Here is a 25,492-nt window from a genome sequence, read left to right as displayed (position 1 = left end):
GTGTGGGGCACGACGGCCAGGGCGCGACCGAGGCGTTGTTGGCGGACCAGGAGGTCCGCCTGCTCATCGACGCCGGGCGGGCCAACGAGGCGAACTCGCTGTTCGACCAGCTGCTGGCCAAGGTCCCGCCGGACCTGGACCCGTGGACCAGGGCGGCGATCCTGACCAGGCGGGCGGTCGCGGCGTGGCGGCTCAAGCGGATCCCGCTCGCCCTCGAACTGGCCGCCGAGGGGTGGAGCGATATCGACGCGGAGAAGCCGACCGGCTCGTACGCGGCGGACACCCTGGGGCGGCTGGGGTACCTGCTGGACGGGATCGGTCACCGCCGAGCCGCGCTGGACATCAGTCGAGTGTCGGTCGAGGTCGCACGATCAGGTGAAGACAGGGACATCCTCGCTCACTGCCTGCAAGGACTGGCGGGCACGCTGAACTTCCGCGCCTGCGAACTGCCGCCCGAGTTGGCCGAGGCGACGTTCCGGGAGGCCATCCCGCTGTTCGAGGAAGGCCTGGCGCTGGTCACCGAGGGGCGCATCCACATCGCGCTCCTGGCCGCCTACGGCGCGGCGCTGGCGGGCATCGGCGAGTTGTTCCGCGCGGAGAAGACGGCCAACGAGGCGTTGACGCTCGCCGCGCGGCAGGACAACCGGTGGGCGCGGTCGGTCGGGAACTGGGTGCTGTCAATGGTTCGGCGGCGGCAGGGGCGGCTCGACCAGGCCACCGGGTTCGGCCGGATCGCGGTCGACGAGGCCGAGCGCATCAACGACGCGTCGCTCTTGCAGCGGTACTCGCAAGACTTGGCCGACGTCTGCCACGAGAACGGCGATCCGGTCGGCGAGGCGGAGGCGCTGCGCCGCAACATCTCCGCCCGGCAGACAGCGATAGAGACGCTGCAAGAGGGTCTAGGTCAGGCGTTGGAGCAGCGACGCCTTGCGATCCGCGCGCAGCGTCTGGCGACGGCAGCGCAAGAGATGGCTGCCCGAGACCCGCTGACAGGGCTGTCTAATCGCCTAGGCCTGGAGCGGTCCGCGCAAGGCATCTTGGACCGCGCGACGGCGACAGGCCGGATCCCGTGGCTTGTCCTGATCGACGTCGACTGGTTCAAGAGCGTGAACGACGTGGCCGGGCACGCGGCGGGTGACGCGGCGCTGCGGGAGGTCGCGCAGTTGCTGCGGGCGGAGTGCCGTGGCGGGGACCTGATCGCGCGCTGGGCGGGCGACGAGTTCGTGGTGCTGCTGACCGACGCGGTCACCGATCACTCGGAAGGCCGCACCAGCCCGGTCGGGGTCGCGGTGGCGGAACGCATCCGGCTCGCGGTCGACCACCACGACTGGACGACGATGCTCGGGGTCTCCCAGCAGCCCACGGTGAGCGTCGGGGTCGCCACCGGCCACGACACGCTGGAGCGCTTGTTCGCCAACGCCGACGTGGCGCTCTACCGCGCAAAACGCCATGGCCGCAACCGTGTCGAGGTCTACACGCCGTCCGAGGACTACGCGATCAAGCCGCCTCGGTAAGCCACCAACGCGGCCTGGACCCGGTTAACCGCACCGATCTTGCCTAAGACAGCGGACACGTACCCCTTCACCGTCGCCTCGGACAGGTGCAACTGCTGGCCGATCTCGGCGTTCGAGAGCCCGTGACCCACTAAGCCAACGACTTCAAGCTCACGGTCAGACAGCGTCGACAGCAGTTGTCGGGCAGGTTCAGCGGCACGGGCACCATCCGCGACCGTGGTAACCACACGCGCAGCGACCTTCGGGTCAAGGACAGCGCCACCGGTCGCGAGGTCACGCACGGCCTTGATGATGTGCGCGGGCTCGGTGTCCTTAAGAAGAAACCCATTCGCACCAATGCGTAGTGCCTCGCGCACGTACTCGTCGACGTCGAAGGTCGTCATCATCGACACGGCCGGAGGCTCCGGTAGGGCCATCAGCGCGCGTAAGGCGTCCAAGCCGTCACAGGTGCGCATCCTGATGTCCAGCAGGACGACGGCGGGCCGGTGCAGCCTGACCAGGTCTGCCACCTGCACGCCGTCGTCGCATTCGGCGACCACCTCGATGTCGCCCGCGCTGGCGAGGATCGTCCGCAGACCTGACCGGATCAGGTCCTCGTCGTCCGCGATGAGCACTTTGATCACAGGCGCCTCCCGGTCGACCGTCACTCCGTCACCAAATAGCGGTGCATGAGGTGAGATCGTACCCTGTCGCCCGGTTCCACACGTGACAGTGTTTTGATCAGGTAGCGCGCAGGGCATCCCGCAGCTTGACCTTGGCGCCACTACGGGTCACGGCGTTGCGGTAGATGCGGCCGGACAACCACACCAGGCCCGGGATAAGAGCCAGGACAAGCACAACAGCGAGCCCGGCCTCCCACGCCGGTACGCCACCCATCGCCAACCGCATCGGCATCAGGGTCGGGGCGAACAGCGGCACCATCGACAAGATCTCGATCAGCTTGCTGCCCGGGTCGGAGGGGAGGATCGAGATACCGAGCACGTAGCCGAGGATCACGAACATCAACGGCGGCGTGATGACCCCACCGATGTCCTCCTGCCGCGACACCAGCGCACCGAGCGCGGCGAACACCAGCGAGTAGGCGAAGAACCCGAGCAGGAACCACACGACCAGCCAGACCACCGTGCCGACCGCGGCCGACACCGAGATGGTCAACACCCCGGTCGCCAGACCGACCGCGATCCCGGCCCCGCCGATCACCACCATCTGCACCAGGCCGACCACGCCGATGCCGACCACCTTGCCCAGCATCAGCTGCCACGGCCGGATCGTGGCCAGCAGCAGCTCGACCACCCGGCTGGACTTCTCCTCGACCACGCCCTGGGCCACCGACTGGCCGTTGATCAGCAGCGACATGTAGATCAGGATCCCGGCGATCATGCCGATGACCAGCTGCTGGCCGTTGTAGTCGAACGGCGGCTCCATCGGCCTGACCTCGGCCTTGGCATCGGCCACCTGCTTGCCGACCTGCGCCGGGTCACCACCGAGGTCGGTGATCTCCTGGTTGAGCGCGAGCTGACCGGCCAGCACGTTGAGCGTGTTGCGCAGCTTCTCGTCGATCTCCTTCTTCACGACCACGACGATCTTGCTGCCGTCGCCGACCAGGAGCGCGTCGAGGTCGCCGCTGTCCACCTGCGCCCGGCCTGCGGCCTCGTCGACCTGCCGGGTGTCGATGGTCTGCCCGATCGAGGTGGCCGTCGCCTTGAGCGGGGCCTCCAGCGCGACCGAGCCGCCGGACACGCCGACCGTGGCGTCGGAGCCGCCCGCGACGAACTTCATCACCAGGCTGAAGCCGATCAGCAGCAGCAGCGTCGCCGCGGTGGTGATGATGAAGGCCTTGGACTTGAGCCTGCCGGTGATCTCCCGCCCCGCGACGAGCCCGACCGCCTCCCAGTTGCCGACGCGCACATCGGGAACCGAACTCATGCCGCCACCGCCTCGTGCGACTCGGACACCACGTTGCGGAACAGCTCGGTCAGCGACTGCCCGCGCCTGCTGAACTCGGTGACCGGCCCGGTCGCCAGCGCCGCCCGCAGCACGGCCTGGTCGTCGACCCCCTCGCCCAGCTCGAACACGGTCTTGGTGCCGGTCTGCTCGACCACCGTGACACCCGGCAGCCCGTCCGCCCACCCGCGCGGAGCCCGCGGCGCGTCCACCACCAGGTGCTCGATGCCGCCCGCGCGCAACGCCTCGACCGTGTCGCAGGCGACCATCTGTCCATTGCGGACAATCCCTACCCGGTGGCACAACCGCTCGACCAGGTCCAACTGGTGGCTGGAGAACACCACCGGCACCCCCTCCGCCGCCTTGTCCGACAACACCTTGCTCATCACGTCCACCGCGACCGGGTCCAGCCCGGAGAACGGCTCGTCCAGCACCAGGATCGACGGGTTGTGCACCAGCGCCGCCGCGAGCTGCACCCGCTGCTGGTTGCCCAGGCTCAACTTCTGCACCTCGTCGTCACGCCTGGCCGCGACACCCAGCCGCTCGGTCCACTCCTGCACGGACCGCTTCGCCTGCGCCGTGGTCAAACCGTGCAGCCTAGCCAGGTAGACCAGCTGCTCGGCGACCTTCATCTTCGGGTAGAGCCCGCGCTCCTCCGGCATGTAGCCGATGTGCCTGCGCGTCTCCAGGGTGATCGGCTCCCCGTCCCACCGGACCACCCCGGCATCCGCCGCCAACACCCCCAGCGCGATCCGCATCGTGGTCGTCTTCCCGGCCCCGTTCGACCCGACGAACCCGAACAGCTCCCCCGCCCCGACCTGGAACGTCATCTCCCGCAACGCCACGATGTCCCCGTACCGCTTGGACACCCCATCGATCTCCAACCGCCGCCCAGCCACCCCGACTCCCCTCATCCACAGCCCGTACCAGGAGCATCCTGCCCACACCTCAAACGGACCGACATCCGGTATCGCCCCTAGTGGACCACCCACCCCCCTCCCCGGACGTCCACCCTGAGGACCACCCGCGAGCCGTGCCAGAGACGGACCCGGTAGGGTGTCAGGCGCCGCCCTCGTAGCTCAGGGGATAGAGCATCGGTTTCCTAAACCGTGCGTCGCAGGTTCGAATCCTGCCGGGGGCACGAGCTCTGGGCGAGGTGTGCCCGCGGAAAGCGCGGGGGGTGTCGCTCGTCATTTTCTCTGGGGTGCAACCCCAGGCCCGCCCGGGAGGCTTCGCCCCCGGACCCCCGAGTGGGGGCGCGGGTTTGACTGTGCCCCCGAGTGGGGGCGCGGGTTTGACTGTGCCCGACCGGGAGAGCTTGGCCCCGGGCCCCTGAGTGGGGGGCGCGTTAGGTGTTTGGGGTCTGTGTGGGGCGCTTGTTGTGGGGGTGCGGCGGGCGGGTTCGGGGTGGCGAGGTTGGGTGCGGGGGGATGGGCGCCTGGAGGGTTTGGCTGTTGTGTTGGCGGTGGGGGCCGTTGGAGCGATGGTCGGTGGACACCTTTCGCCGGGTGATGTCGGGCTCTGGTCTGCGAGATCGCGGGCCAGGGCCTGACCTTGTTCTCGCTATCGTTGCCAATCGCCCACCACTGCCAACCAGTCACCGGCCACGACCTTGCGCAGGTAAACGTGACCGTCTCGTGCGCTGCCCAGGCCGACACGACGCGCTATCCGAATCCAGATCGCCGCCTCGGCCGAGCTCCCGAGGCGGGCATGGGAATAGGCCAGGAGTACCGACGAACGCCAGTCGGTCACCTCGTTGGCCTTCGCGAGAAGAGCGAGCGCACTTGCGTGGTCACCAGCCAGCAGCGCGGCCACACCTCGGCAACGAAAGGCGACCGGCGAGTAGCTGGACTCCTCAAGGCTTTCCCATATCGCTAGGGCCGCAGGGACACGGCCGGACTGCGCTTCCACCGTGCCGAGGTTGACCGCAGCGGGGGCGCTGCCCGCTTCCGCAGCTCTAGCCCAAACCTCACGCGCCTTGCCTGTCCGTCCCAACTCGGCGTAGGCGACACCGAGAATCCGCAGACAGGAGACATCTCCGGCGGCCGCGGCCTTGTGCAGGACAGCAGCTGACGAGATCCACCTCCCTTCGCGCGACAGCATGCCGCCCAGAACCGACGCGGCAGGCCCGATACCGCCACGAGCCGCCTGCCGCAGAAGGACTCGCTTGGCATGCAGCGCGGAATCACTGGTGATCCGTGCCAACTCCAATGCCGCTAGCCAATGGCCCGCATCCGCCGCACGCCGCCACCAGCGTTGCGCACCACGCAACTCGTTCTTCTCGTAGCGGCTCGACGGCGCGGATGGTGAAGGAGGTCGCTTGGCGGGAGGGACTGCTAGGGGCTGCGGGGGTAGGGCGTTGCGGGCCGAGTGGGAAGTCGCCCGAGAGCTGGCGTCCGCAGCACTGCCGGAGGTGGTGTGCAGGTTGCGGAGTCGACTCAACACCCTCTCGGGACAACTCTTTTTATCCGTTCTATTGGATTAATATTAACCGTACCGCCGGGCGGGCTGCCTCGACAATCGGGGGGCGCTACTCTCGGGCGCCTGTGCCGAGGGTGGAGGGAATTGGTGGAGGAAGACTGGGCGGCGGTGGCTGCTGTGGTTGGCGAGCGGATGGTGGCGCTGGGGCTCAATCAGCAGGAACTGATCCGGCGGTCGCAGCTGTCGAAGGGGACCATTCGGGAGATCCAGTACAACCTCGGCGACCGCAAGCGCAGCCCGCTGACGCTGGAGGCGTTGTCGACGGCGTTGGAACTGCACCCGCAGCACCTGATTTCCGTGCTGGAGCACCGGTCCCCGCCGCGGCCGGGTGAGCCTGCGGCCAAGTCGGCCGATGACGTGCCGGGGTACCTGGAGTTGATCGTCCACCTGTTGCGGGAAATCAGCGGGAAGATCGACGTGATCGATGTCCGGACGGAACGGCTCGACCGGATCGAGAACAACGTGCAGCTCATTGTCGACCAATTCCACCGGCTGACCGAGAAAGCGCGGGACGACGATTCCGCGGCCGGGTGACGGTTCAGCGGATCTCGACTTCCGGGTATCGCGGGACTTCCCGGTCGAACAACGCGGTGGGCACTCCGCGCAACTGGCGGTCCAGGAAGGCGCGGACGTAGGTGCGCTGCAACTCGATCGCACGGGTAGGGCTAATGGTGCCAAATAGCTCGGCGAAGATATCGGCCGGTAGTGCGCGCAGGTTACCGGGCTCGATGTAGTACGGCGCGTCGGTGAAGCTGTAGTGGCCCATGGTGTTCACAGCCAGGTGACGGCCCCACGAGCGTTGCACCGAAGCCCATTCAGTCCACGAGTCGAAGTGCCACGCGCCTGTCAGCAAGAGCGCTGGAACCGGGACCGGAGCCACCGGTGACGTAAGACCGCCGTCGAGATTAAGAGCAGCGTGGATCCGGCGGTCGGTTCGGGCGGCCTCGAAGGCGGTAGCGCCACCCGCGGAGTGGCCGATGGCGGCGACTCGACGCGGGTCGACCAGACGGCGGCGGAGCAGTTCGGTCAGCACCGTGCTGAGGTCGTCGGCCCGGACCCGGATCGCGGCGGCGACGTCGTCCTCGGGCGGGAGTCCGTGGTGGATCACGCGACCGTCCGGGAAGCGGACCGCGGCGGCCTCGTAGGTGTGGTCGACGGCGGCGACGAGGTACCCGTGGCTGGCCAGGTCCTCCGCGAGTGCCGTTCCCGTGGCCCGCGAACCCGCGTAACCGTGGCTGAACAGCACAAGCGGCAACCGGACCGGCACCGCGGCGCCATCCCGCACGGCGTTGGGCGTGATCACCCGCAGCGAGTCCTGGGGCGCTCCGAGCGCGGCCTCCAGCGACCGGGTGACCTCGACGTCGGCGTACTCGGCGCGCTCGCCCCTGGTTGTCCACGTCGGGTACCACAGCTGGACCATCAGCTCGCGCGGCCTCGGCGACGGCGCCCACGGGTCCACTCTGGACTCATCGACGACGTGGACGGCCTTGGTGGCAACCGGAAGGAGTCCGGTCGGGCGCGGCAACCGGACCACCGGGGTCGCGGTCGCCGGGACGACGAGCAGGACCTGGGCGCACACCAGGGCGAGGAGCAGGGTGACCACACGCGACCGCATGGCCGCAGGCTAGCGACAACCGGCCACTATGGTCTAGACCTATCCTCGCCCTGGCGCCGATCAGCCCCGGTGGTGCAGCGCGGCGGTGAAGACCGGACCGTCCGCGGCCCCGCAGCGCTGGGTGATGTCGGCGTCGAACGCGGTGAGGCGCCCAGTGTCCTCGTCGCGCTCCAGGGTGGTGATGGTGAACTCGGCGGTGTCGTCGCCGCAGCCGAGCCCGTTCCAGATCACCTGGATGCCGACGTTGTCCGGGTGCTGGTACCGGTTGGTCACGCCGGTGTAGGTCCCCGGCGCGAGCGGGGCGCCACCGGCACCGGAGAGCTCGATGGCCAGCCAGTCGAACCCGTGCCCGTTGTAGCTGTCACTGTCGAACTTGATGACGTTGTCGTACTCCCAGATCCTCGGCTCCAGCTCGGGCGTCGCCCACGCGCCGCTGGCCCCGTCGACCGGGAAGGCGCCGGGCGCGCCCGCGAAGGTGATGCTGGTCCCCGCATCCGCGGGCAGGACGCTCGCGAACACCGCTGCGACAGCCCCCAGGACGACCGTGCTCATGGCACTCCTCTCGCAGCCCGCCCCGGGTGGGCGGGTCCACGACCCAGCCTGCCCCGGCCGGTGGTGCGATCGGGTGGACGTTGTGCGGAGGAACGGTGTCCGAACTCCACCCGTTCGGCGGTGCCGCTAGTAGTCGCCCTTGCCGCGCTTCTTGTGCGGCAGCACGTTGTTGTGCCGGTAGGCCTCGGCGGTGGTGGGCGAGGTCGAGGGGATCGGCTCGGTGAACGACCGGATCAGGTTGACCACCGCCTGCCGCTGCTCCTCGGTCAGCCGCATCACCAGCTCGCGGACCTCGGTGACCGTCGCCGTTGGCCGCCCGGCGCGGGCAGGCTCGTACTTGGTCGGGTCGAGGTTGGCCAGCCGCAGCGCCTCGCTCGGTTCGATGTCCACCGCCAGCGCGGCGTTGATCACCGTGTCCGCCTTGGGGCGGAACGGCTTGCGGTCCGCCCGCCGCCCACTCTCCAACTGCTGCCACGAGGTGCGGGAGAACCGGGCCTTCTGCGCCGCGTCCTCCTGCGACCAGCCCTTATCGTCACGCGCACGGCGCAGCAGTTCCCCGAGTGGCCAAGAGTTGGTGTCTTCGCCGTCCCGACCGGTCATGGCGCAGATGATCCCGCATGCCAAGCGCCATGACGACAGCGAAACGCCCATCTGATCGTGTTGCCTATTGTTTCGTAAATGCAGGCATAGCGTCGAGTCCACTGTGGACATATCGACCAACGGCCCGACCAGCCGTCGACACCCGGATGGCGGTGGATTTCGCACCACTGCGGGATTCGGTGGCCCCCGTGGTTCACCGGGATGGCCCAATGCCGCTGCCACGAGCACACTCCGCTCGGCTACTGACGGCGGCCCGGCGGTGTCGTGACCGGACCGCGCCGCTCGCCGCGTTCCCCAGCCCGGACGACGTGCGGTCCCGGAGCCCACCTTGGACACGAACGGGTACACCTGGCAGATCCGACCGGAGGCGTCAGGGGCACTGTCGATGTTGGCCGCTCCCCCGCGTCCACGCAGGTCCGCGCCTACACGGAGTGTGAGCAGGCGATTCCGTGGTCACCGGTTGGGGTGAAGCCGCGTTCCACCTGGTCGGGCAAGACTGCGCGACCCCCGGGCGGTGTCGCCCTGTCGTCCCGTCTCCGGCAACCGATTCTCGTACCCTGCGAGTTACTCGTCAGGACCCGTCACGAGCCAGGGAGAGTGGCACGGCCGATGTCGACCCCGCACCGTCCTCCGATCACCGCCGCCCTGCGCGCGGAGGCCAAGTCCGCGCCCGACAGCTGGCTGCCGGTCGTCGCCGAGGACGGGCAGGTCGCAGGCAGGTACTTGGTCGACGGCAACGGGGAGATCACCAGCGAGTTCGTCCCCAACCCGCGCTACCGCCCCCGGTGGTCGCCCCCGATCACCCCGGAGATGCGGTCCTACGCCCTGGGCCACCCCGGCGGCTGGGTGGAGGTCCTCGACCCCTCCCACCCCGGCCCGGACACCCCCGACTGGGCGGTGGTCGGCCGCTACCCGGTGGACACCTGGGGCGGGGTCATCGCGGAGTTCCAGGCCAACCCCCAGTACCGGCCGTCGCCGGTGGCGCTGGGGTGGCCGCAACCGCGGTCGGAGGCGGAGGCGGTGCTGCAGCTGGCGCACACCGGGCAGATCGAGTACCGGGAAGCCGTGATCGCCGTCCTCGCCGCGACGCTCGTGCTGCCCGCGGACCCGACCCGGCCGCCCCGGACCCGGCTGGTGCTGCGCGACCGGGTGGTCGACGCGTTCGTGACCGACGACGCGGTGCCGCCGGACTGGCCGCAGCACTGGCAGAAGTTCAGCGGGGTGGAGATCGCGATCCTGATCGACCGGCTGGCGGACCAGGCCGGGGGGCCGCCGGACCTGCTGCTGCACGCGGCGCCGGACCTGCAGGTGCGGATCCCCGGGCCGGTGCTGATCGAGGCACTGCGGCTTGTCGCCGGGTGAGTTCGCGACCAGTAGCCGGGCGCGCGTGGCGGGTTGTCCCCAAGGCGGCTGGTTGTCCACAGGCCTTGCGCGACGCTATTGACACCGCGGGCAAAGCGATAGGTTCAGAGATGGGACCCCGGACCCCGGGAGGGTGGGCCCCGGTCGGGGAGTTGATCTTGATTGGGCGGGGAGCACGGGGTTCGGGGACTGCGGGGTTGGCTGATCGTTATCAGCCAGGGGGCGGGATCAGTCGGCGTCGGGGGTTGGGGTCGCGGCTAGGGCTGCCAGGTGGGAGAGGGCCGTGGCGAGGGTGGGGAGGGGTGGGGAGGCCAGGGCCAGGCGGATGGCTTGTGGGGGGACTGTCGGGGGGATGGCGAAAGCGGCGGCTGGGGTGACGGAGATCCCGGCTCGGGCCGCGGCGGCCACGAAGGTGTCGGGGCGCCAGGTCGGGGGTAGGCGCCACCAGAGGTGGTAGGAGCGGGGGTCGGCCTGGATGTCCTGGCCCGACAAGTACTGGGCGGCCAGGGATTGGCGGGCTTGGGCGTCCGCGCGTTTGTCGGCGCGGAGGCGGGCCGCGGTGCCGTCAGTTGTCCAGGTGGTCATGGCGGCCATGGCGACGTGCTGCGGGGACCAGCCGCCGGACCGGATGGCGTTGACCAGGTGCGGGCGCAGGGTCGGGGAGGTCACCGCGAAGCCGAGGCTGAGGCCGGGGGCAACGCGCTTCGACAGGCTGTCAACGAGAACCGCGCGCGACACAAATGACCACAATGGAGGGTCGTCGTGGAGGAAGCCGTAGATGGCGTCCTCGATGAGCGGGATGTCCCTGGCACACAACAGCTCCGCGATCGCCTCGCGGCGGCGAGGTCCCATTGAGACACCCAGCGGGTTGTGCAGCGTGGGTTGCAGGTAGACAGCACGCAGGCCCACAGCCGACGACAACGCCTCCGGTGTCACCCCCTCGCCGTCCGTCGCCAGCGGCACGAGGACCACACCCAGGCGCGCCGCGATCCCCTTCACCACCGCGTAAGTGATGTCCTCCACCCCCAACCGCTCCCCCGGCGCCACCAAGGCCGCGATAGCCCCCGCGATCGCCTGACGCCCATTGCCCGCGAACAACACATCCTCCGGACGCGGCACCCAACCCCCGCGCGCAAGCAACTCGACGGCCGCCGCCCGAGCCGAAGGAGTTCCGGTAACGCCAACGGCCCGCAGCGACTCGGCGAGCACGTCGTGGCGGAGGAGCACGCGCAAGCTCTCAGCGATCAGCGCCGTGTGCTCCGGCAGGACCGGGAAGTTGAGTTCCAGGTCGACCGGCGCGCCACTCGGCTCGGCCAGGGCGGCCTCGGCGACCGATGGCGTGGCGCGCACGTACGTCCCGCGCCCGACCTCGCCGACCACCAGGCCCCGCCGCACCAGCTCGGCGTACACGCGGGACGCCGTGGACACGGCGATCCCGTGGTCACGGGCGAAGCGGCGCTGCGGTGGCAGGCGCGTCCCCGGGCCGAGCGCGCCGGTGGCGATGTCGCGGGCGATCCGGTCGGCGACCGTGCGGAAGTCCATTATTGCTCCGAGGGCATTGTTTTCATTGCTCCGACAGCATGCCCCGAATACGGTGGTGGGGACAAGGAGGCCCCATGCTGCTGCTCATCCACGGCCACCCGTTCGACCGCACGATGTGGACGCCCCAACTGGCCCGGTTCGACGCCATCGCCCCTGACCTGCGCGGCTACGGCACGGCAGAACCCGCGTCCGGCAAGACCGCGATGAGCACCTTCGCCGACGACCTCGCCGCCTTAGCCCCGGACGTCCCTCTAGTCCTCTGCGGCCTGTCTATGGGCGGCCAGATCGCTATGGAGTTCCACCGGCGGTACCCGGAACGCGTGCGCGCCCTGATCCTCGCCGACACGACGGCCCGCGCGGAGACAACACAGTCGCGACAGGACCGCCTGGACATGGCGGACAGGCTCAGTCGAGAAGGGATGGAGCCCTACGCGCGCGAAGTCCTGTCCAAGATGGTCGCCCCCGGCAATAACGAAGCCGCGGAGCACGTGCTGAAGATGATGCTGTCAGCGCCACCAGAGGGAGCAGCAGCAGCGCAGCGTGGACGAGCAGACAGGCCTGACTACCGCGAATCACTACGCGCCCACCCCGTGCCTACCTTGGTCGTAGTGGGCAGCGAGGACGAGTACACCCCGCTCGACGAGGTGAAGCTCATCCCCGCCACGCACGTCGTAGAGATAAGAGGCGCGGCGCACCTGCCCAACCTGGAGCGGCCCGAGGAGTTCAACGACGCCGTCGCCCGGTTCTTGGCGGCCCACTGAGACACGCGTCTCGTTGTAGTGCGGGAAAGCGCTTACCTACTGTCGAGTACATGGCGTTGGAGCACGCGATCCTGGTCGCGCTGAGCGAGCACACGGGGACCGGCTACGAGCTGGCCCGCAGGTTCGACCGGTCCGGCGGTGACTTCTGGCAGGCCACCCACCAGCAGATCTACCGGGTCCTCAACCGGATGGCCGACGGCGGCTGGGTGGCGGTGGAGCACGTCGAGCAGACCGGCAGGCCGGACAAGAAGGTCTACACGGTCACCGCGCCCGGCCAGGCCGAGTTGAAGAGGTGGCTGGCCGAGCCCACCCAGCCGGTGCAGGTACGCGACGACCTGGCGGTGAAGATCCGCGGTGCCTGCTTCGGCGACCAGGCCGCGGTGCTGGCCGAGGTCGAGCGGCACCGCGCGCACCACGCCGAGCGGCTGGCCGGGTACGAGGTGGTCGAGCGGCACGACTTCCCGGACCGCGACGCGCTGACCGGCCACCGCCTGCACGAGTACCTCACCCTGCGCGGCAGCATCACCACCGAGCGCGGCCTGGTCGCCTGGTACGACGAGGTCCGCACTGCCTTGCGCCGCGACTCCCCGGCGTAACCACACACACGCCGGCTACCTACGCGCCAGCACCTCGGCCCGGACCCGCTCGGCGGCGGCTACTGGGTCCTCGTGCTCCCAGACCCGCAGCGCCAGCCACCCCGCCTCGGTGAGCCTGGCGTCGGTGTCGCGGTCGCGGCGCTGGTTGGTCTCGATCTTGTCGCGCCAGAACGCCGCGTTGCGCTTGGGCCACGTCGCGTGCTCGGCGCAGCCGTGCCAGAAGCAGCCGTCGACGAACACCGCGACCCTGGCCCGGCTGAAGACGACATCGGCCTCCCTGCGCACCGTGCGTACCGGCCGCTGGTGCACCCGGTAGCGCAGGCCGAGGACGTGCAGGGCCTTGCGCAGCGCGACCTCGATCCCGGTGTCGCGGGCCCGCTGCCTGCTCATACGCAGCCTCGTGGCGTCCGTCGAGTCCACCCGACCCCCATCTCCAGCACGTGTTTTCGCAGGTCCGGATAAAGTTCCGTACCCCTACGGATACCGACCCTGATTGTTCCTCACCGGGCGTCACTCGAAAGTGACCTGCAGCGAACCGCCGCCGTCCCTGCCTAGAGGCGAGCGTTCCTGATCCGGAAAGGAACCATCGTGAAACGAACACCACGGTCCTGGGGTCTGATGGCTCTGGCCGCGGCCACGGTGTTGGTGCCGGTCGGCGCCAGCATCGCGAATGCGGCGCAGTCGACCGCCGGTGCCCCGGCGAACGCCCCCGCGGCGAACTACTTGGGTGACACCGTCCCCGCCAACCTCGGCGATGCCACCCCGTCGTTCGTCGGCGGCACGGACGCCACCGTGAGCGAGTTCCCGGGCATCATCGCGGGCATCCGCGCAGGAGGCACCCGTCCCGAGGGCCAGACCTGCACCGGAACCGTCGTCGCCCCGCGCAAGATCCTGATCGCCGCGCACTGCGCTGACGCCGCGGGCGACAAGTCGTTCGTCTACGGCCTCGACGACCTCAAGGACTACAAGGGCGGCTCCGGTACCGGGTTCGCCGTCAAGGCCGTCAGCTACAAGAAGCACCCGAAGTACGTCAACTTCGACCAGGGCTACGACGTCGCCGTCGTGACCGTGGACAAGGACATCGCGCTCAAGGGTGGTGCGGCGTTCCCGGCGTTCGCCACCTCGGCCGACTCCGGCGGTGCCGCTCCCGGCAAGACCGCCCAGGGCTTCGGCTACGGCAAGAAGGACTTCAACGACAACTCCGCCGACGTCACCCTGGACAAGGCGAGCCTGCCGATCGTCAACGGCGACTCGGTCTGCCAGGGCGTCGGCGCAGGCTTCAAGTCCGCGTACATGATCTGCGCGGGCTACTCCGACGGCCGCATCACGATCCTGCCCGGCGACAGCGGTGGCCCGCTGATCGTCAACAACAAGATCTACGGTGTCGCGTCGTGGAGCCGGTCGGACTTCAAGTGGTACAGCGTCTACGGCCGCCTCGACAACGAGATGGGCGACTGGGTCAAGTCGGAGGTCGGCACCGTCGACCCGCCGACCGGTGACTTCGGCGTCAGCGTCACCCCCAGCAGCGGCTCCGTCGCCGCGGGCAAGTACCTGTCGGCCACCGTCAACACCACCGCGGGCTCCGGCGGTGCCGAGAACGCGACGCTGTCGGCCTCCGGCCTGCCCAGCGGCGTCCAGGCTGTCTTCCAGCCGACCTCCGTCACCACCGGCGGCTCGGCGAAGCTGACCTTCGACGCGAGCGCCTCGGCGCCGAACGGCACCTACGAGGTCACCATCACCGCCAGCACCTCTAGCGGTAAGACGGCCTCCGGCAAGTACTCGCTGACCGTGACCGGTGGCGGCGAGCCGCCTGCCGGTGACTTCACCCTCTCGGCCTCGCCGAGCAGCGTGAAGGCGGCCAAGGGCAAGTACATCTCCACCACCATCAGCTCCGCCGGTGGCAGCCGCGGCCAGACCATCAACCTGACCGCCTCCGGTGTCCCGACCGGTGTGAAGGCCGTCTTCCAGCCGACCTCGGTCACCGCTGGTGGTTCGTCCAAGCTGACCCTCGACGTGTCGTCCACCGCGGTGGCAGGCACCTCGAACATCACCGTCACCGGCACCGACGCCAACGGCAAGACGGCCACCACCTCGGTCTCGCTGACCGTGGAGGGCACCACCGAGCCGCCGGCCGGCGACGTCACCGTCACCGCGACCCCGTCCTCGGGCAGCGGCTGGCAGGGCCAGCTCGTGCAGACCTCGGTCAAGGCCAGCGGCGGGACCGGCAGCCTGCGGCTGACCGCGACCGGCGCCCCGACCGGCACCCAGGTCACGTTCAACCCGGCGACCATCGCCCAGAACGGCACCAGCAACGTCTGGTTCTTCACCAACTTCCAGACCCCGGTCGGCACCTACCCGATCACCATCACGGCCACCTCGGCCGACGGGAAGACCGGCAAGACCACGTTCACGCTGACCGTCACCCGTTTCGGTGCGTTCAACGCGGGCACCGCAAGGATCCCCAGCTGATCACCTGACTGGCCAGGGACGGCAGGCCCCCACCGGGGGCCTGCCGTCCTTGCCGTTTTCTCGAGGAGGGAACCAATGCAGCCATTCCGCGTCAGCGATCCCGTACCGCTGGAGACCTTCCCGACGGTGCTCTCGGGCGCCATCGAGCGCAGCGGGCTGAGCCTGGAGCACCTGCAGCGCAAGCTGGCGGGCGAGGGCATCCGGGTCAGCCTCTCCACCCTCAGCTACTGGCGCCGCGGCCGCACCCGCCCCGAGCGCCCGGAGTCCCTGCGGGCGGTCGAGGTCATCGAGGAGGTGCTGAAGCTGCCGCACGGGTACCTGGTTGCCCTCCTGGGGCCGCGCAAGCCCCGCGGGCGGTGGGTTGCCCGGGGCGGCCTCGTGCGGCCGCACGAGTCGTTGTGGGACAGCACGAACGGCCTCGCCCCGGTGCTCTCCGAGCTCTCGGAGCCCGCGCCGGGCGAGTTGACCTACCTGAGCGTGCACGACCAGCACTTCCTCGACCACAACGGCCGGGACGTCCGCACGAGGGTCCGGATGCTGATCCGGTCCGAGGTGGACCAACTCCGCTCGATGGTCGTCTTGCACCGCGCTGAGGAGACAGACCGAGCACTGCCTGCTGTGCTGACTGGGTCCGGTTGCGCTGTCGGGCGCGTGCGACCCGTTACGGCTAGCAGGTTCACGGTGGCAGAGGTGCTGTTCGACCGGTCGCTCGCGGCTGGGCAGACGGCGGTGTTCGAGTACGAGGTGCGTTGGTTCGGCCAGGCCCGCTCTAGCCGGTTCTCCCGAGGCTCACGCCGGGCGTTCCGGGACTACTTGGCGGAGGTGAACTTCCACCCGTCAACGCTGCCCACGTCGTGTTACGCGTACGCGCAGGAGTCGGCGGAGGACCCGGAGGTGCACCGGGAGACGCTGGAACCGGGCTCCTACGGCGGAGTCCACACGGCGGTGCAGGGCTCGGAGTCGGCCATTCACGGCATCAGGTGGACCTGGTAACAGCGGCGGCCCCTCGAACTGACTGACCATCCACGACGGTCGTCAGCTGGGAGGCGAGGGGCGGCCGTTGCCCGTTTTCCCCACATAGCAGGGCGCAGGCCCTTCAGAGCAAGGCACAGGCACAGCGGGAGTTCACCGGAACCCCGCTGCTTCGCCGTGTCCGGGGTACCGCCACCACAAGCAAGAACCCCGGAGCCGTAACGGCCTCCGGGGTCCCGCTGGAGCTACAACAGCCTTAGACCGTGAGGGTCCAGGTGTCGATGTTGCCGGTGTCGTAGGTGTAGATGTCGGTGACCTGGAGCTTCCAGGTGCCGTTGCGGTTCTCCGCCGAGGCGTCCACCGTGAAGGTCTGGTGGATGCCGGTGGCCGAGCTGGCGCCGCCTGCGCGCTGGAGGCTGTAGGCCTGGCCGGACGGGCCGATGAGCTGGACGTTCAGGTCACCGGTGTAGGTGTGGTTGATGTCGACCTTGACCGAGGTGGTGGTCGGGGCCTTGCCGGTGCAGTTGGCGATGGTGACCGAGGAGGACACCGCGGAGCCGCCGTCGGGGATGGTGACGTCGTCGCCGTTGGTACCGGGACCGCAGGTGGGGTCCGGGTCCGGGCCGGGGCCGCCGGTGATGAAGCCGCTGTAGAGCAGCTTGTTGGGCGAGCCGGAGCCCGGGTTGGTGACCTTGCCGCTGGTGGCGTTGTTCACCAGCGCGTCGCGCAGCGCCTGCGGGCTGGCCGACGGGTTGGCCGACAGGTACAGCGCCGCGACGCCCGCGACGTGCGGGGTGGCCATCGAGGTGCCGGACATGTTGGTGGCGCTACCGGTCAGCGACAACGACGTGATGTTGTCACCGGGGGCGAAGATGTCGGTGCACGTGCCGTAGTTGGAGAACGAGGCGCGCGCGTCGTTGGAGGACGTGGCGTTGACGGTGATCAGCGCCGCGACCTTCGCCGGGCCGGTGGAGCAGGCGTCGGTCGAGCTGTTGCCCGAGGCGACCGCCATCTGCACGCCGGAGTTGACCATGCCCGCGAGGGCGTCGTTGCCGAGGTCGGCGGTGTCGAAGGTCCACGAGGCGTTGACCACCGCGGGCTTCTGCGCGTTCGCGGTGATCCACTCGATGGCCTTGACACCGGCGGAGTCCGGGCCGTTGCCGGTGCAGCTGGTGCCGAGCATGCGGACCGAGACCAGCTTGACCTTCTTGGCCACGCCGTAGGTCTTGGAGCCGATGGTGCCCGAGACGTGCGTGCCGTGCCCGGAGCAGTCCTGGCCGTTCTGGCCGTCCTCGATGAAGTCGGCGCCGACGGAGGCGCGGCCCTCGAACTCGGCAAGGCCGGTCTTGATGCCGGTGTCGGTGACGTAGACGGTCACGTTCGACGCGCCGCCGCTGGGGTAGTTGTACTTCTTGTCCAGCGGCAGGTTCGCCTGGTCGACGCGGTCGAGGCCCCAGGTGGGGTTGTCCTGGACGTCGAGCGCCTTGGCGGTGCCGTCCTGGTAGACCTTCTTGACCGCGGGGTCGGCGGCGAGCTGCCGCGCCTTGGTGTCGGTCAGGCCCTTGACCTGGAAGCCCTGCATGGACTTCGAGAACACGTAGTCCAGGTTGCCGCCGTACTTCTGGACCAGGGCGCTGGAAGCGGCCTGGATGCTGGCGGCGGACGCGGCGGCGGTCGGCTTGAGCGAGACGATGAAGCTGTTGCCCGCCGCGGGCACCTTGGCCCGCACGAAGTCGGCTTCGGCAGCGGTCGCCGGGGTGGCCACGGCCACCAGGGCGGCGGCGACTGCCGCGGCACCGAACGCCGCGAGCACGACTCGCCCGCGAGTGGATCGTTGCATGATGAGGAGGTCCTTCCACGATGGTCGACAGCCGTGCGAGCACGGCCGAACAGGGTGTTCGCCCTTCATGGACCGGGCACCCGGCGCGTGGAGTCCGCACCGCGCGCCGGGTGCCCGGGGTCTCGCGCTGCCGCCGGGGACCGGCGGCCACTGGATCGCCCTAGAAGGTCAGCGTCCAGGTGTCGATGGTGCCGACGTCGTAGGTCATCACGTCGGTCACCTGGAGCTTCCAGGTGCCGTTGCGGTTCTCCGCGGAGGCGTCGACGGTGAAGGTCTCGTGGATGCCGGACGCGGAGCTGGCGCCACGGGCCTTCTTCAGGTTGTAGGTCGCGCCGGACGGGCCGATCAGGTCGACGACCAGGTCACCGGTGTAGGTGTGGTTGATGTCGACCTTGACCTTGGTGCCGGTCGAGGCCTTGCCGGTGCAGTTGGAGACGGTCACCGGGGAGTTCACCGCGGTGCTGGTGTCCGGGATGGACACGTCGGCGCCGTTGGTCACCGCGTCGCAGGTGCCCGGCTCGGGGTCGGGGTTGCCGCCGCCGATGAAGCTGACGTTGAGCAGCTTGTTGGGCGAGCCCTTGAGGTCGGTGATCTTGCCGGAGGTGGCGTTGTTCACCAGCGCGTCGCGGACCTGCTGCGGGGTGGCCGACGGGTTGGCCGACAGGTAGAGCGCGGCGGCACCGGCCACGTGCGGGGTGGCCATCGAGGTGCCGTTCATCGTGGCGGTGCTGCCACCGTTCTTGGTGGACAGGATCGCCGAGCCGGGCGCGAAGATGTCCAGGCAGGTGCCGTAGTTGGACTCCAGCGAGCCCGCGGTCCAGATGGAGCGCTTGTCGGCGTTGTCGCTGGCGCCGACGGTGATCGCCTCGGGGACGCGCGCCGGGCTGGTGTTGCAGGCGTCGCCCGCGTTGTTGCCCGCCGCGAGGGCGAAGGTGACGCCTGCGGAGATGCCGCGCTTGATCGCGTTGTCCACCGAGGTGTCCGCGCCGCCGCCGAGGCTCATGTTGGCCACCGCGGGCTTCTTGGCGTTCTGCGCCACCCAGTCGATGCCCTTGATGATCACCGAGTACGCGCCGTTGCCGGAGCAGTCGAGCACGCGGACCGCGACCAGGTTGACCTTCTTGGCCACGCCGTAGGTCTTCGAGCCGACGGTGCCCGCCACGTGCGTGCCGTGGCCCTGGCAGTCCGAGGCGTCGGAGTCGTTGTCGATGAAGTCGTAGCCGTCGGTCGCCCGGCCCTCGAACTCGGTGTGCGCCTTGTAGATGCCGGTGTCCAGGATGTACGCGGTCACGTTGGAGGCCGTGTTGGCGTAGGTGTACTTCTGGTCGAGCGGCAGGTTCGCCTGGTCGATGCGGTCCAGGCCCCAGGTCGGGTTGGTCTGGGTGTCCGACATCCTGGCGACGCCGTCCTGCTGGACGTAGGCGACCGAGGGGTCGGCCGCGAGGCGCTTGGCCGCGGCCTCGTCGAGCTTGACCGCGAACCCGCGCAGCGACGCGACGTAGGTGTTGCTGACCTTGCCGCCGTGCTTGCGGGCCAGGTCCAGCGCCTTGCCGTTGGTGGTCTGCGCGTCGGTGGCGCCGTCCTTGAACACCACGATGTAGCTGCCCGCGATGGGCTGCGCGGCGCTCAGGATCGAACCGGTGGCCTGCTGGGCGGCAGCCGGGCTGGTGACCGCGGCCAGGACCGCGACGGCGGTGGCACCGGCGGCCACCCCGGCCACGACAACCCGGCGGGTCTTGCGATCTAGTCGCATCTGGGCTTCTCCATTCCGCTCCTCCGGGTGGCAGGGTCCACCCGGGGGTGTGGCCGTCGGGCAGGGTTGGTAACTGACAGCCACTTGCGGATCACCATCGAGGGGCGCGGCAGGACGAACAATCCGGATATCGGTACGTAGGGATACCCGTCTTTCACCTAAGATCAACTTCTCAGTCCGTGACATCATGGAGTTTCAGATCACGAGCAGGCCGCCTAGGCTCGCCAAAACCCCAGCGGGTGCGGTAGCGGACACGTCGGTCGGGAGGGTGTGGATGAGCCGGACACCGAGGCCGAGCGTGCGGCGCCAGGACGCGAGCGGGTTGATGCGGACCAGCTCGCCGGTGCTGGTCGGCCGGGGTGACCAGCTCGGCGCACTGCTGGCCGCCGTGCCGAGGCAGCCCGCGGTCATCATGATCGAGGGCGAGGCCGGTGTCGGGAAATCGCGGCTGGTGCGCGAACTCCTCGACTCCGAACTGGGTCCCATGGCCGTCCTCATGGGCTACTGCCAACCCGTGGGTGAACCGTTCCCGTACGGCGCCGTGCTGGAGGCGCTGCGCGACGCGTCGGACCGGCTGGCCCGCAACCACCCCAGGCTGAGCCCGGTCGCAGGCGTGATCGGGCCGCTGCTGCCGGAACTCGCCGAGTACCTGCCGGAGGCGCCTGCCTCGACCGGCGACCCGCGCACCGAGCGGCACCGGCTCTTCCGCGCGATGCGCGAGCTGCTCAGCGTGCTCGGCCCGGTCCTGCTGGTGGTGGAGGACCTGCACTGGGCCGACGACGGTTCCCGGCAGCTGCTGCGGTTCCTGATGGGCGACCCGCCTGCCAACCTGTCCATTGTGGTCACCTACCGGCGCGAGGACGTGCCAGGCGGGGTGCCGCTGGGGTCGGCGTACCGGCCGCCGAGCGGGATCACCAGCGTGCTGCTCGAACTCGGCCCGCTCGACGTGGACGAGGTGCGGGCGCTGACCTCGGCGATCCTGGACGAGGAAGCCGTGTCCGCGGAGTTCGCCACGAAGCTGCACGAGCGCACCGCGGGCATCCCGTTCGTGGTCGAGGAGACGCTGCGCGCGCTGCGCAACCCGGCGGGCGCGGTCCACGCCGACGGCGCCACGGCGCGCAGGCTGCTGGACAACGTGGACGTCCCGGTGCTGCTGCGCGACGCCATGGCGGAGCGGTTGGCAGCGCTCCCGACGACGGCCACCCGGCTCGCGCAGGCGGCCGCGGTGCTCGGTGTGCCCGCCCCCGCCGAGTTGCTCGGTGAGGTCGCCGCGATCGGTGAGAGCCGGGTGCGGGCAGCGCTGACGCACGCGTTGACCGGGCACGTGCTGCACGAGGTCGACTCCGGCCGCTACGGGTTCCGGCACGCGCTGGCCCAGCAGGCCGTCTACGACACGCTCAGCGGCCCGGACCGCCAGCAGCTGCACAACCGGGCCATCGAGGCGCTCGACCAGGTCGAGCCGCGGCCGCTGGTGCAGCTGGCCGAGCACAGCGAGCGCGCCGGTCGCACCGCGGCGTGGCTGCACTACGGCGAGGCCGCTGCCGACCGGGCCGCCGAGATCGGCGACGCCGGGACCGCGACGGCCCTGCTGCAGCGGCTGCTGGTGGAGCCGACGGTGCCCGCGGCCGATGTGGACCGACTGGCGATCAAGCTGGGCCAGGTCGCGCACCTGGGCCTCGACCAGCACGACCCGACCGAGGCGCTGGAGCGGCTGCTGTCGGACCGGCGGCTGTCCACCCCGGCGCGCGGCGAGGTGCGGCTCTACCGCGGGCTGCTGCTGGTCCGGCAGGCCGGTGGGGTCGAGGAGGCCCGCTCGGAGATCGAGATGGCCATCGCGGACCTCACCGAGCGGCCGGACCTGGCCGCCAAGGGCGCCGCGGTGCTCGGCCAGCCGTTCATGGGGATGACCCCGCTGCGCGAGTTCGAGCCGTGGCTGGCCCGCACCGACCGCTACCGCGAGGCCACCGACGACAACGAGCTGCGGATCTCGCTGATGGCCAACGAGATGGGCTCCAAGCTGCACACCGGGGACCCGTCCGTGCTGGCCAACCTGGACCGGCTGCCCGACACCGTGTCCACCCCCGGCGAGCAGCGGCAGCTGGCCCGCGCGCACTGCAACCTGGCCGACGCGTGCACCTCGACCGGGCACTTCCGGCTGGCCAACGACCTGCTGCGCAGCGGCCTGCGGTACGCCGCCGAGTGCGGGGCGCCGTTCGTGGTGAGCACCGCGCGGGCGACCAAGGCCAGGTTGGACTGGCTGACCGGCGACTGGGACGGGCTGGCCGAGCGGGCTGGCAGGCTGCTCGACGAGTACCGGGACCTGTTCCCGGTGGCCAGCGAGCTGTGCCTGGTGCTGGGGTCGCTGGCGATGGCCCGCGGCGAGTGGGCCGAGGCGACCAGCTACCTGACCGAGACCGGCGCGTTCGTGCCGGAGGAGTCGATCGCGCCGGTGGCCATCGCGGGCTGCGCGGCGCTGGCCACCACGATGCTCTCGCAGGACGAGGTCACCCGCGCCTGCGTGGACGTCGACCGCGGCGTGTCGATCCTGCGCACCAAGGGCGTGTGGGCGTGGGCGACCGAGCTGGGACCGGTCGCGGTGGCCACCTTCCTGGCCGCGGGCCGGGAGATGGACGCGGAGAACCTGATCGAGGACGTCGCCGCGGGCATCGAGGGCAGGGACGCGCCGATGTCGGTGGCCGCGCTCGCCCAGTGCCGGGGCCGGCTCGCCGAGGCGCGCGGGCAGCTCGACGTGGCGGTGTCGCACTACCGCGAGGCGGTGGACCGCTACGAGCGGCTGCCCGCCCCGTACTTCGCCGCGCTGGTCGCCGAGCGGGAGGCGATCTGCCTGCTGCCCAGCGACAACGACAAGGCCACCGAGATCCTGTCGACCCTGATCGACACGTTCGACTCGTTGGGCGCCACCAGGGACGCGGCCCGGTGCCGACACCTGCTGCGCGGCATGGGCGGCGGCAAGCCGTCGCGGCGCGGGCGCCGGGGGTACGGCAACGAGCTGTCACCGCGCGAGCAGGAAGTCGCCCGGCTGCTGGCGGCGGGCCACACGAACCGCGAGATCGCCGACGTCCTGTTCCTCTCGCCGCGCACGGTCGAGCAGCACGCGGCGCGGGTCCTGCGGAAGCTGGGCGTGTCCTCGCGGGCCGAGCTGCAAGCCGAGGATTTGAGCTAGCAGGGGCCTGAACACGAGAAAGACCGTCCGGGGGTGGACGGTCTCTCTCGTCGGAACCCGACGACCGGTGAGCGGCCCCCTGCATCAAGGACGTCACCACACCACGCCAGGCGGTGCCGAGCGCCTGGCTGGTCGCCGCGGGTCCCGGGGTGCGTGGCTCGAAGTGACCACGTGGCCGGGGGACCTCGGGCGGGGGAGTGACGAGGGCGTGGGCGCCGCTCCCCCGACTTCCCGAGGTTGGCCCGGGGGCCGGTAGGCCCGCCGTGCTTGCTGTGAAGCGTGCCGGTGCGGCGGCCCACGAACAATCGAGGCACCGGTAGGTAGGGATACGTATCTATTCCGGCCGCGGGGGTAATCGACTGGGAAATATCCGGTAACGGGAAACCACCTCCGCAGCCTTGTGGCGTGCGAAGCGGGCGGGCCACCATCCAACTGCACAGCCATGCGCGCCGGTCGTGAGGGCACCTTCGGGTTCGTCCGGCGCGCGTGGCGGTCGACCCGATTACCCACCTCCAGTGCCCCCGGGCACTCCCTGTAGGAGGGCCTACGCGTGAAGCGCAAACGCCTGTCCGTAGCGGTAGGGGCGATCGCCGCCCTTGCCGTGATCTTGTCAACGAACCCGGGGGCCTCGGCCAAGCCGGACACCGCCGAGACCAGGACCTCGGCCGAGTACGCCGTGGTCGGGGTGAAGACCCACCAGGAGCGCAGCTCCATCGCCAAGACCGGCGCCGCCGTCAACGGCGTCGAGGACAGCAGGCTGCTGATCACCGCGACCCCGGACGAGGTCGCCAAGATCCGCAAGCTCGGCTACCGGGTGGACGCCCAGGACACCGCCGCGCTCGCGGCGGAGCGGGGCGCGGCGGCTCCGGCCGACTTCCCCAGCGCCGACTCGAACTACCACAACTACGCCGAGATGACCGCAGTCATCACCAAGGCGGTCACCGACCACCCGGGCATCATCACCAAGCAGGTCGTCGGCAAGACCTACGAGAACCGCGACATCTTCGCGATCAAGATCTCGGACAACGCCGCGACCGACGAGGACGAGCCCGAGGTGCTGTTCACCGCGCACCAGCACGCGCGCGAGCACCTGACCGTCGAGATGGCGGTGTACCTGATCAACCTGCTGACCGACGGCTACACCACCGACGCCAAGATCAAGGGCCTGGTGGACAGCCGCGAGATCTGGATCATCCCGGACGTCAACCCCGACGGCGGCGAGTTCGACATCAGCACCGGCTCCTACAAGAGCTGGCGCAAGAACCGGCAGCCCAACTCCGGGTCGTCCAACGTCGGCACCGACCTCAACCGCAACTGGGACTTCAAGTGGGGCTGCTGCAACGGTTCCTCGGGTACCACCAGCAGTGAGACCTACCGCGGCCCGTCCGCGGCCAGCTCGCCCGAGGTCAAGGCGCTGCAGAACTTCGTCGGCAGCCGGATCGTCGGCGGCAAGCAGCAGATCACCGTGGGCATCGACTTCCACACCTACTCCGAGCTGGTGCTCTGGCCCTACGGCTGGACCTACGACGACACCGCCCCCGGTCTGACGAGCGAGGACCAGCGGGTGTTCTCCACCATCGGCAAGGCGATGGCGACCAAGAACAACTACACCCCCGAGCAGTCCTCGGACCTGTACATCACCGACGGGTCGATCGACGACTACCTGTGGGGCGTGCACAAGATCTACGGCTACACCTTCGAGATGTACCCGACGGGCACCGCCGGTGGCGGCTTCTACCCGCCCGACGAGGTCATCGCCCGCGAGACCGCGCGCAACAAGGAAGCCGTGCTCCTGCTGCTCGACTACGCGGACTGCCCGAAGCGCTCCATCGGCGGGACCTGCGGCACCACGCCGCCGGACCCGGGCGGCAAGGTCTTCGAGAACACCGCCGACGTCACCATCCCGGACGCGGGCGCGGCCGTGACCAGCGACATCGTGGTCTCCGGCGTGACCGGCAACGCCCCGGCGACGCTCAAGGTCGACGTCAACATCGTGCACACCTACCGCGGTGACCTCGTCATCGACCTGGTCGCGCCGGACGGTTCCGCCTACCGGCTGAAGAACTCGTCCACCAGCGACTCGGCGGACAACGTGATCGCGACGTACACGGTGAACGCCTCGACGGAGGTGGCCAACGGCACCTGGAAGCTCAAGGTGCAGGACACCTACCGGACCGACACCGGCTACATCAACAGCTGGAAGCTGACCTTCTAGTCGGTCCACCCCTGCTGGACCACTGCCCCGGGCCGAGCGCCACGCCCGGCCCGGGGCACCACGGCCGCCTTCGCCCGCCGAGAGGCGCAAAG

General features: G+C 69.8%; 20 protein-coding genes and 1 tRNA gene. 10 read left to right on the top strand and 11 right to left on the bottom strand.

Features of this window, described 5'->3' with window-relative positions; genetic code table 11:
• The first annotated feature begins 2 nt into the window (after positions 1-2).
• Positions 3-1,514, top strand: coding sequence for a GGDEF domain-containing protein (locus tag BMY07_RS17950; protein ID WP_092779669.1), 1,512 nt, complete (start codon positions 3-5; stop codon positions 1,512-1,514).
• Here the strand turns inward: BMY07_RS17950 and BMY07_RS17945 are convergent.
• The 3 genes from BMY07_RS17945 to BMY07_RS17935 all read right to left on the bottom strand — a co-directional run bounded on the left by BMY07_RS17945 (position 1,490) and on the right by BMY07_RS17935 (position 4,372).
• Positions 1,490-2,137, bottom strand: coding sequence for a response regulator (locus tag BMY07_RS17945; RefSeq protein ID WP_092780045.1), 648 nt, complete (start codon positions 2,135-2,137; stop codon positions 1,490-1,492). The two genes, BMY07_RS17950 and BMY07_RS17945, sit on opposite strands and share 25 nt — an antisense overlap.
• Before the next feature lie 97 nt (positions 2,138-2,234).
• Positions 2,235-3,440: an ABC transporter permease gene (locus tag BMY07_RS17940; RefSeq protein WP_092779667.1), complete on the bottom strand. Its 1,206-nt coding sequence runs from the start codon at positions 3,438-3,440 to the stop codon at positions 2,235-2,237.
• Positions 3,437-4,372 carry an ABC transporter ATP-binding protein gene (locus tag BMY07_RS17935; protein ID WP_092779665.1) on the bottom strand — a complete coding sequence of 312 codons (936 nt, stop codon included), beginning with the start codon at positions 4,370-4,372 and terminating at the stop codon, positions 3,437-3,439. Before BMY07_RS17935 ends, BMY07_RS17940 begins: the two co-directional genes overlap by 4 nt.
• 154 nt (positions 4,373-4,526) lie before the next feature.
• Here BMY07_RS17935 and BMY07_RS17930 point away from each other — a divergent pair.
• Positions 4,527-4,599, top strand: a tRNA-Arg gene (locus tag BMY07_RS17930).
• A 422-nt stretch (positions 4,600-5,021) separates the two neighbouring features.
• Here BMY07_RS17930 and BMY07_RS33750 read toward each other — a convergent pair.
• Entirely contained in the window at positions 5,022-5,669 is a 648-nt protein-coding gene (locus BMY07_RS33750) for a tetratricopeptide repeat protein (protein WP_143073531.1), read from the bottom strand.
• A gap of 357 nt (positions 5,670-6,026) precedes the next feature.
• Between BMY07_RS33750 and BMY07_RS17925 the strand changes: the two genes are divergently transcribed.
• Complete coding sequence (locus BMY07_RS17925; protein ID WP_245782461.1) at positions 6,027-6,473, top strand: transcriptional regulator; 447 nt, start codon at positions 6,027-6,029, stop codon at positions 6,471-6,473.
• Between the two features lie 4 nt (positions 6,474-6,477).
• Here the strand turns inward: BMY07_RS17925 and BMY07_RS17920 are convergent, their stop codons facing one another.
• The 3 genes from BMY07_RS17920 to BMY07_RS17910 form a co-directional block, all read right to left on the bottom strand.
• The gene (locus BMY07_RS17920; RefSeq protein ID WP_092779664.1) at positions 6,478-7,554 is read right to left on the bottom strand and encodes an alpha/beta hydrolase family protein; all 1,077 of its coding nucleotides are present in this window, start codon (positions 7,552-7,554) and stop codon (positions 6,478-6,480) included.
• 60 nt (positions 7,555-7,614) lie between these two features.
• On the bottom strand, positions 7,615-8,106 hold the full coding sequence (locus BMY07_RS17915) for a hypothetical protein (protein WP_092779662.1): 492 nt from the start codon (positions 8,104-8,106) through the stop codon (positions 7,615-7,617).
• 126 nt (positions 8,107-8,232) lie between these two features.
• A complete protein-coding gene (locus BMY07_RS17910; RefSeq protein WP_170224013.1) occupies positions 8,233-8,706 on the bottom strand; it encodes a helix-turn-helix domain-containing protein in 474 nt (157 codons plus the stop codon).
• A 609-nt stretch (positions 8,707-9,315) separates the two neighbouring features.
• Here BMY07_RS17910 and BMY07_RS17905 point away from each other — a divergent pair.
• Positions 9,316-10,068, top strand: coding sequence for a type VII secretion system-associated protein (locus BMY07_RS17905; RefSeq protein ID WP_092779658.1), 753 nt, complete (start codon positions 9,316-9,318; stop codon positions 10,066-10,068).
• 228 nt (positions 10,069-10,296) lie between these two features.
• Here the strand turns inward: BMY07_RS17905 and BMY07_RS17900 are convergent, their stop codons facing one another.
• Positions 10,297-11,610: an aminotransferase-like domain-containing protein gene (locus BMY07_RS17900; protein ID WP_092779656.1), complete on the bottom strand. Its 1,314-nt coding sequence runs from the start codon at positions 11,608-11,610 to the stop codon at positions 10,297-10,299.
• 74 nt (positions 11,611-11,684) lie between these two features.
• On the opposite strand from BMY07_RS17900, the gene BMY07_RS17895 reads away from it, so the two are divergent.
• Entirely contained in the window at positions 11,685-12,371 is a 687-nt protein-coding gene (locus tag BMY07_RS17895; protein ID WP_092779654.1) for an alpha/beta fold hydrolase, read from the top strand.
• 50 nt (positions 12,372-12,421) lie between these two features.
• Entirely contained in the window at positions 12,422-12,967 is a 546-nt protein-coding gene (locus tag BMY07_RS17890; protein WP_092779652.1) for a PadR family transcriptional regulator, read from the top strand.
• 15 nt (positions 12,968-12,982) lie between these two features.
• Here BMY07_RS17890 and BMY07_RS17885 read toward each other — a convergent pair whose 3' ends face one another.
• Positions 12,983-13,357, bottom strand: a complete 375-nt coding sequence (locus tag BMY07_RS17885; protein ID WP_092779650.1) for a very short patch repair endonuclease — start codon at positions 13,355-13,357, stop codon at positions 12,983-12,985.
• A 198-nt stretch (positions 13,358-13,555) separates the two neighbouring features.
• Between BMY07_RS17885 and BMY07_RS17880 the strand changes: the two genes are divergently transcribed.
• Together BMY07_RS17880 and BMY07_RS17875 are read left to right on the top strand one after the other, a co-directional pair.
• Positions 13,556-15,436 (top strand): trypsin-like serine protease, encoded by a 1,881-nt coding sequence (locus tag BMY07_RS17880; RefSeq protein WP_245782460.1) that lies wholly within the window; start codon positions 13,556-13,558, stop codon positions 15,434-15,436.
• Between the two features lie 75 nt (positions 15,437-15,511).
• Positions 15,512-16,429 carry a helix-turn-helix domain-containing protein gene (locus tag BMY07_RS17875; RefSeq protein ID WP_092779646.1) on the top strand — a complete coding sequence of 306 codons (918 nt, stop codon included), beginning with the start codon at positions 15,512-15,514 and terminating at the stop codon, positions 16,427-16,429.
• Between the two features lie 235 nt (positions 16,430-16,664).
• Here the strand turns inward: BMY07_RS17875 and BMY07_RS17870 are convergent, their stop codons facing one another.
• Together BMY07_RS17870 and BMY07_RS17865 are read right to left on the bottom strand one after the other, a co-directional pair.
• Complete coding sequence (locus tag BMY07_RS17870) at positions 16,665-18,248, bottom strand: S8 family serine peptidase (protein WP_092779644.1); 1,584 nt, start codon at positions 18,246-18,248, stop codon at positions 16,665-16,667.
• 160 nt (positions 18,249-18,408) lie between these two features.
• Positions 18,409-20,001, bottom strand: coding sequence for a S8 family peptidase (locus tag BMY07_RS17865; RefSeq protein ID WP_092779642.1), 1,593 nt, complete (start codon positions 19,999-20,001; stop codon positions 18,409-18,411).
• Positions 20,002-20,275: 274 nt separating this feature from the next.
• On the opposite strand from BMY07_RS17865, the gene BMY07_RS17855 reads away from it, so the two are divergent.
• Entirely contained in the window at positions 20,276-23,185 is a 2,910-nt protein-coding gene (locus tag BMY07_RS17855; RefSeq protein ID WP_245782459.1) for an ATP-binding protein, read from the top strand.
• Positions 23,186-23,735: 550 nt separating this feature from the next.
• The gene (locus tag BMY07_RS17850; protein ID WP_092779636.1) at positions 23,736-25,400 is read left to right on the top strand and encodes a M14 family metallopeptidase; all 1,665 of its coding nucleotides are present in this window, start codon (positions 23,736-23,738) and stop codon (positions 25,398-25,400) included.
• The last annotated feature ends 92 nt before the right edge of the window (positions 25,401-25,492 follow it).

This window comes from Actinokineospora terrae, from assembly GCF_900111175.1.
GTDB lineage: Bacteria > Actinomycetota > Actinomycetes > Mycobacteriales > Pseudonocardiaceae > Actinokineospora > Actinokineospora terrae.
This window is presented reverse-complemented; position numbering and strand designations above follow the sequence as displayed.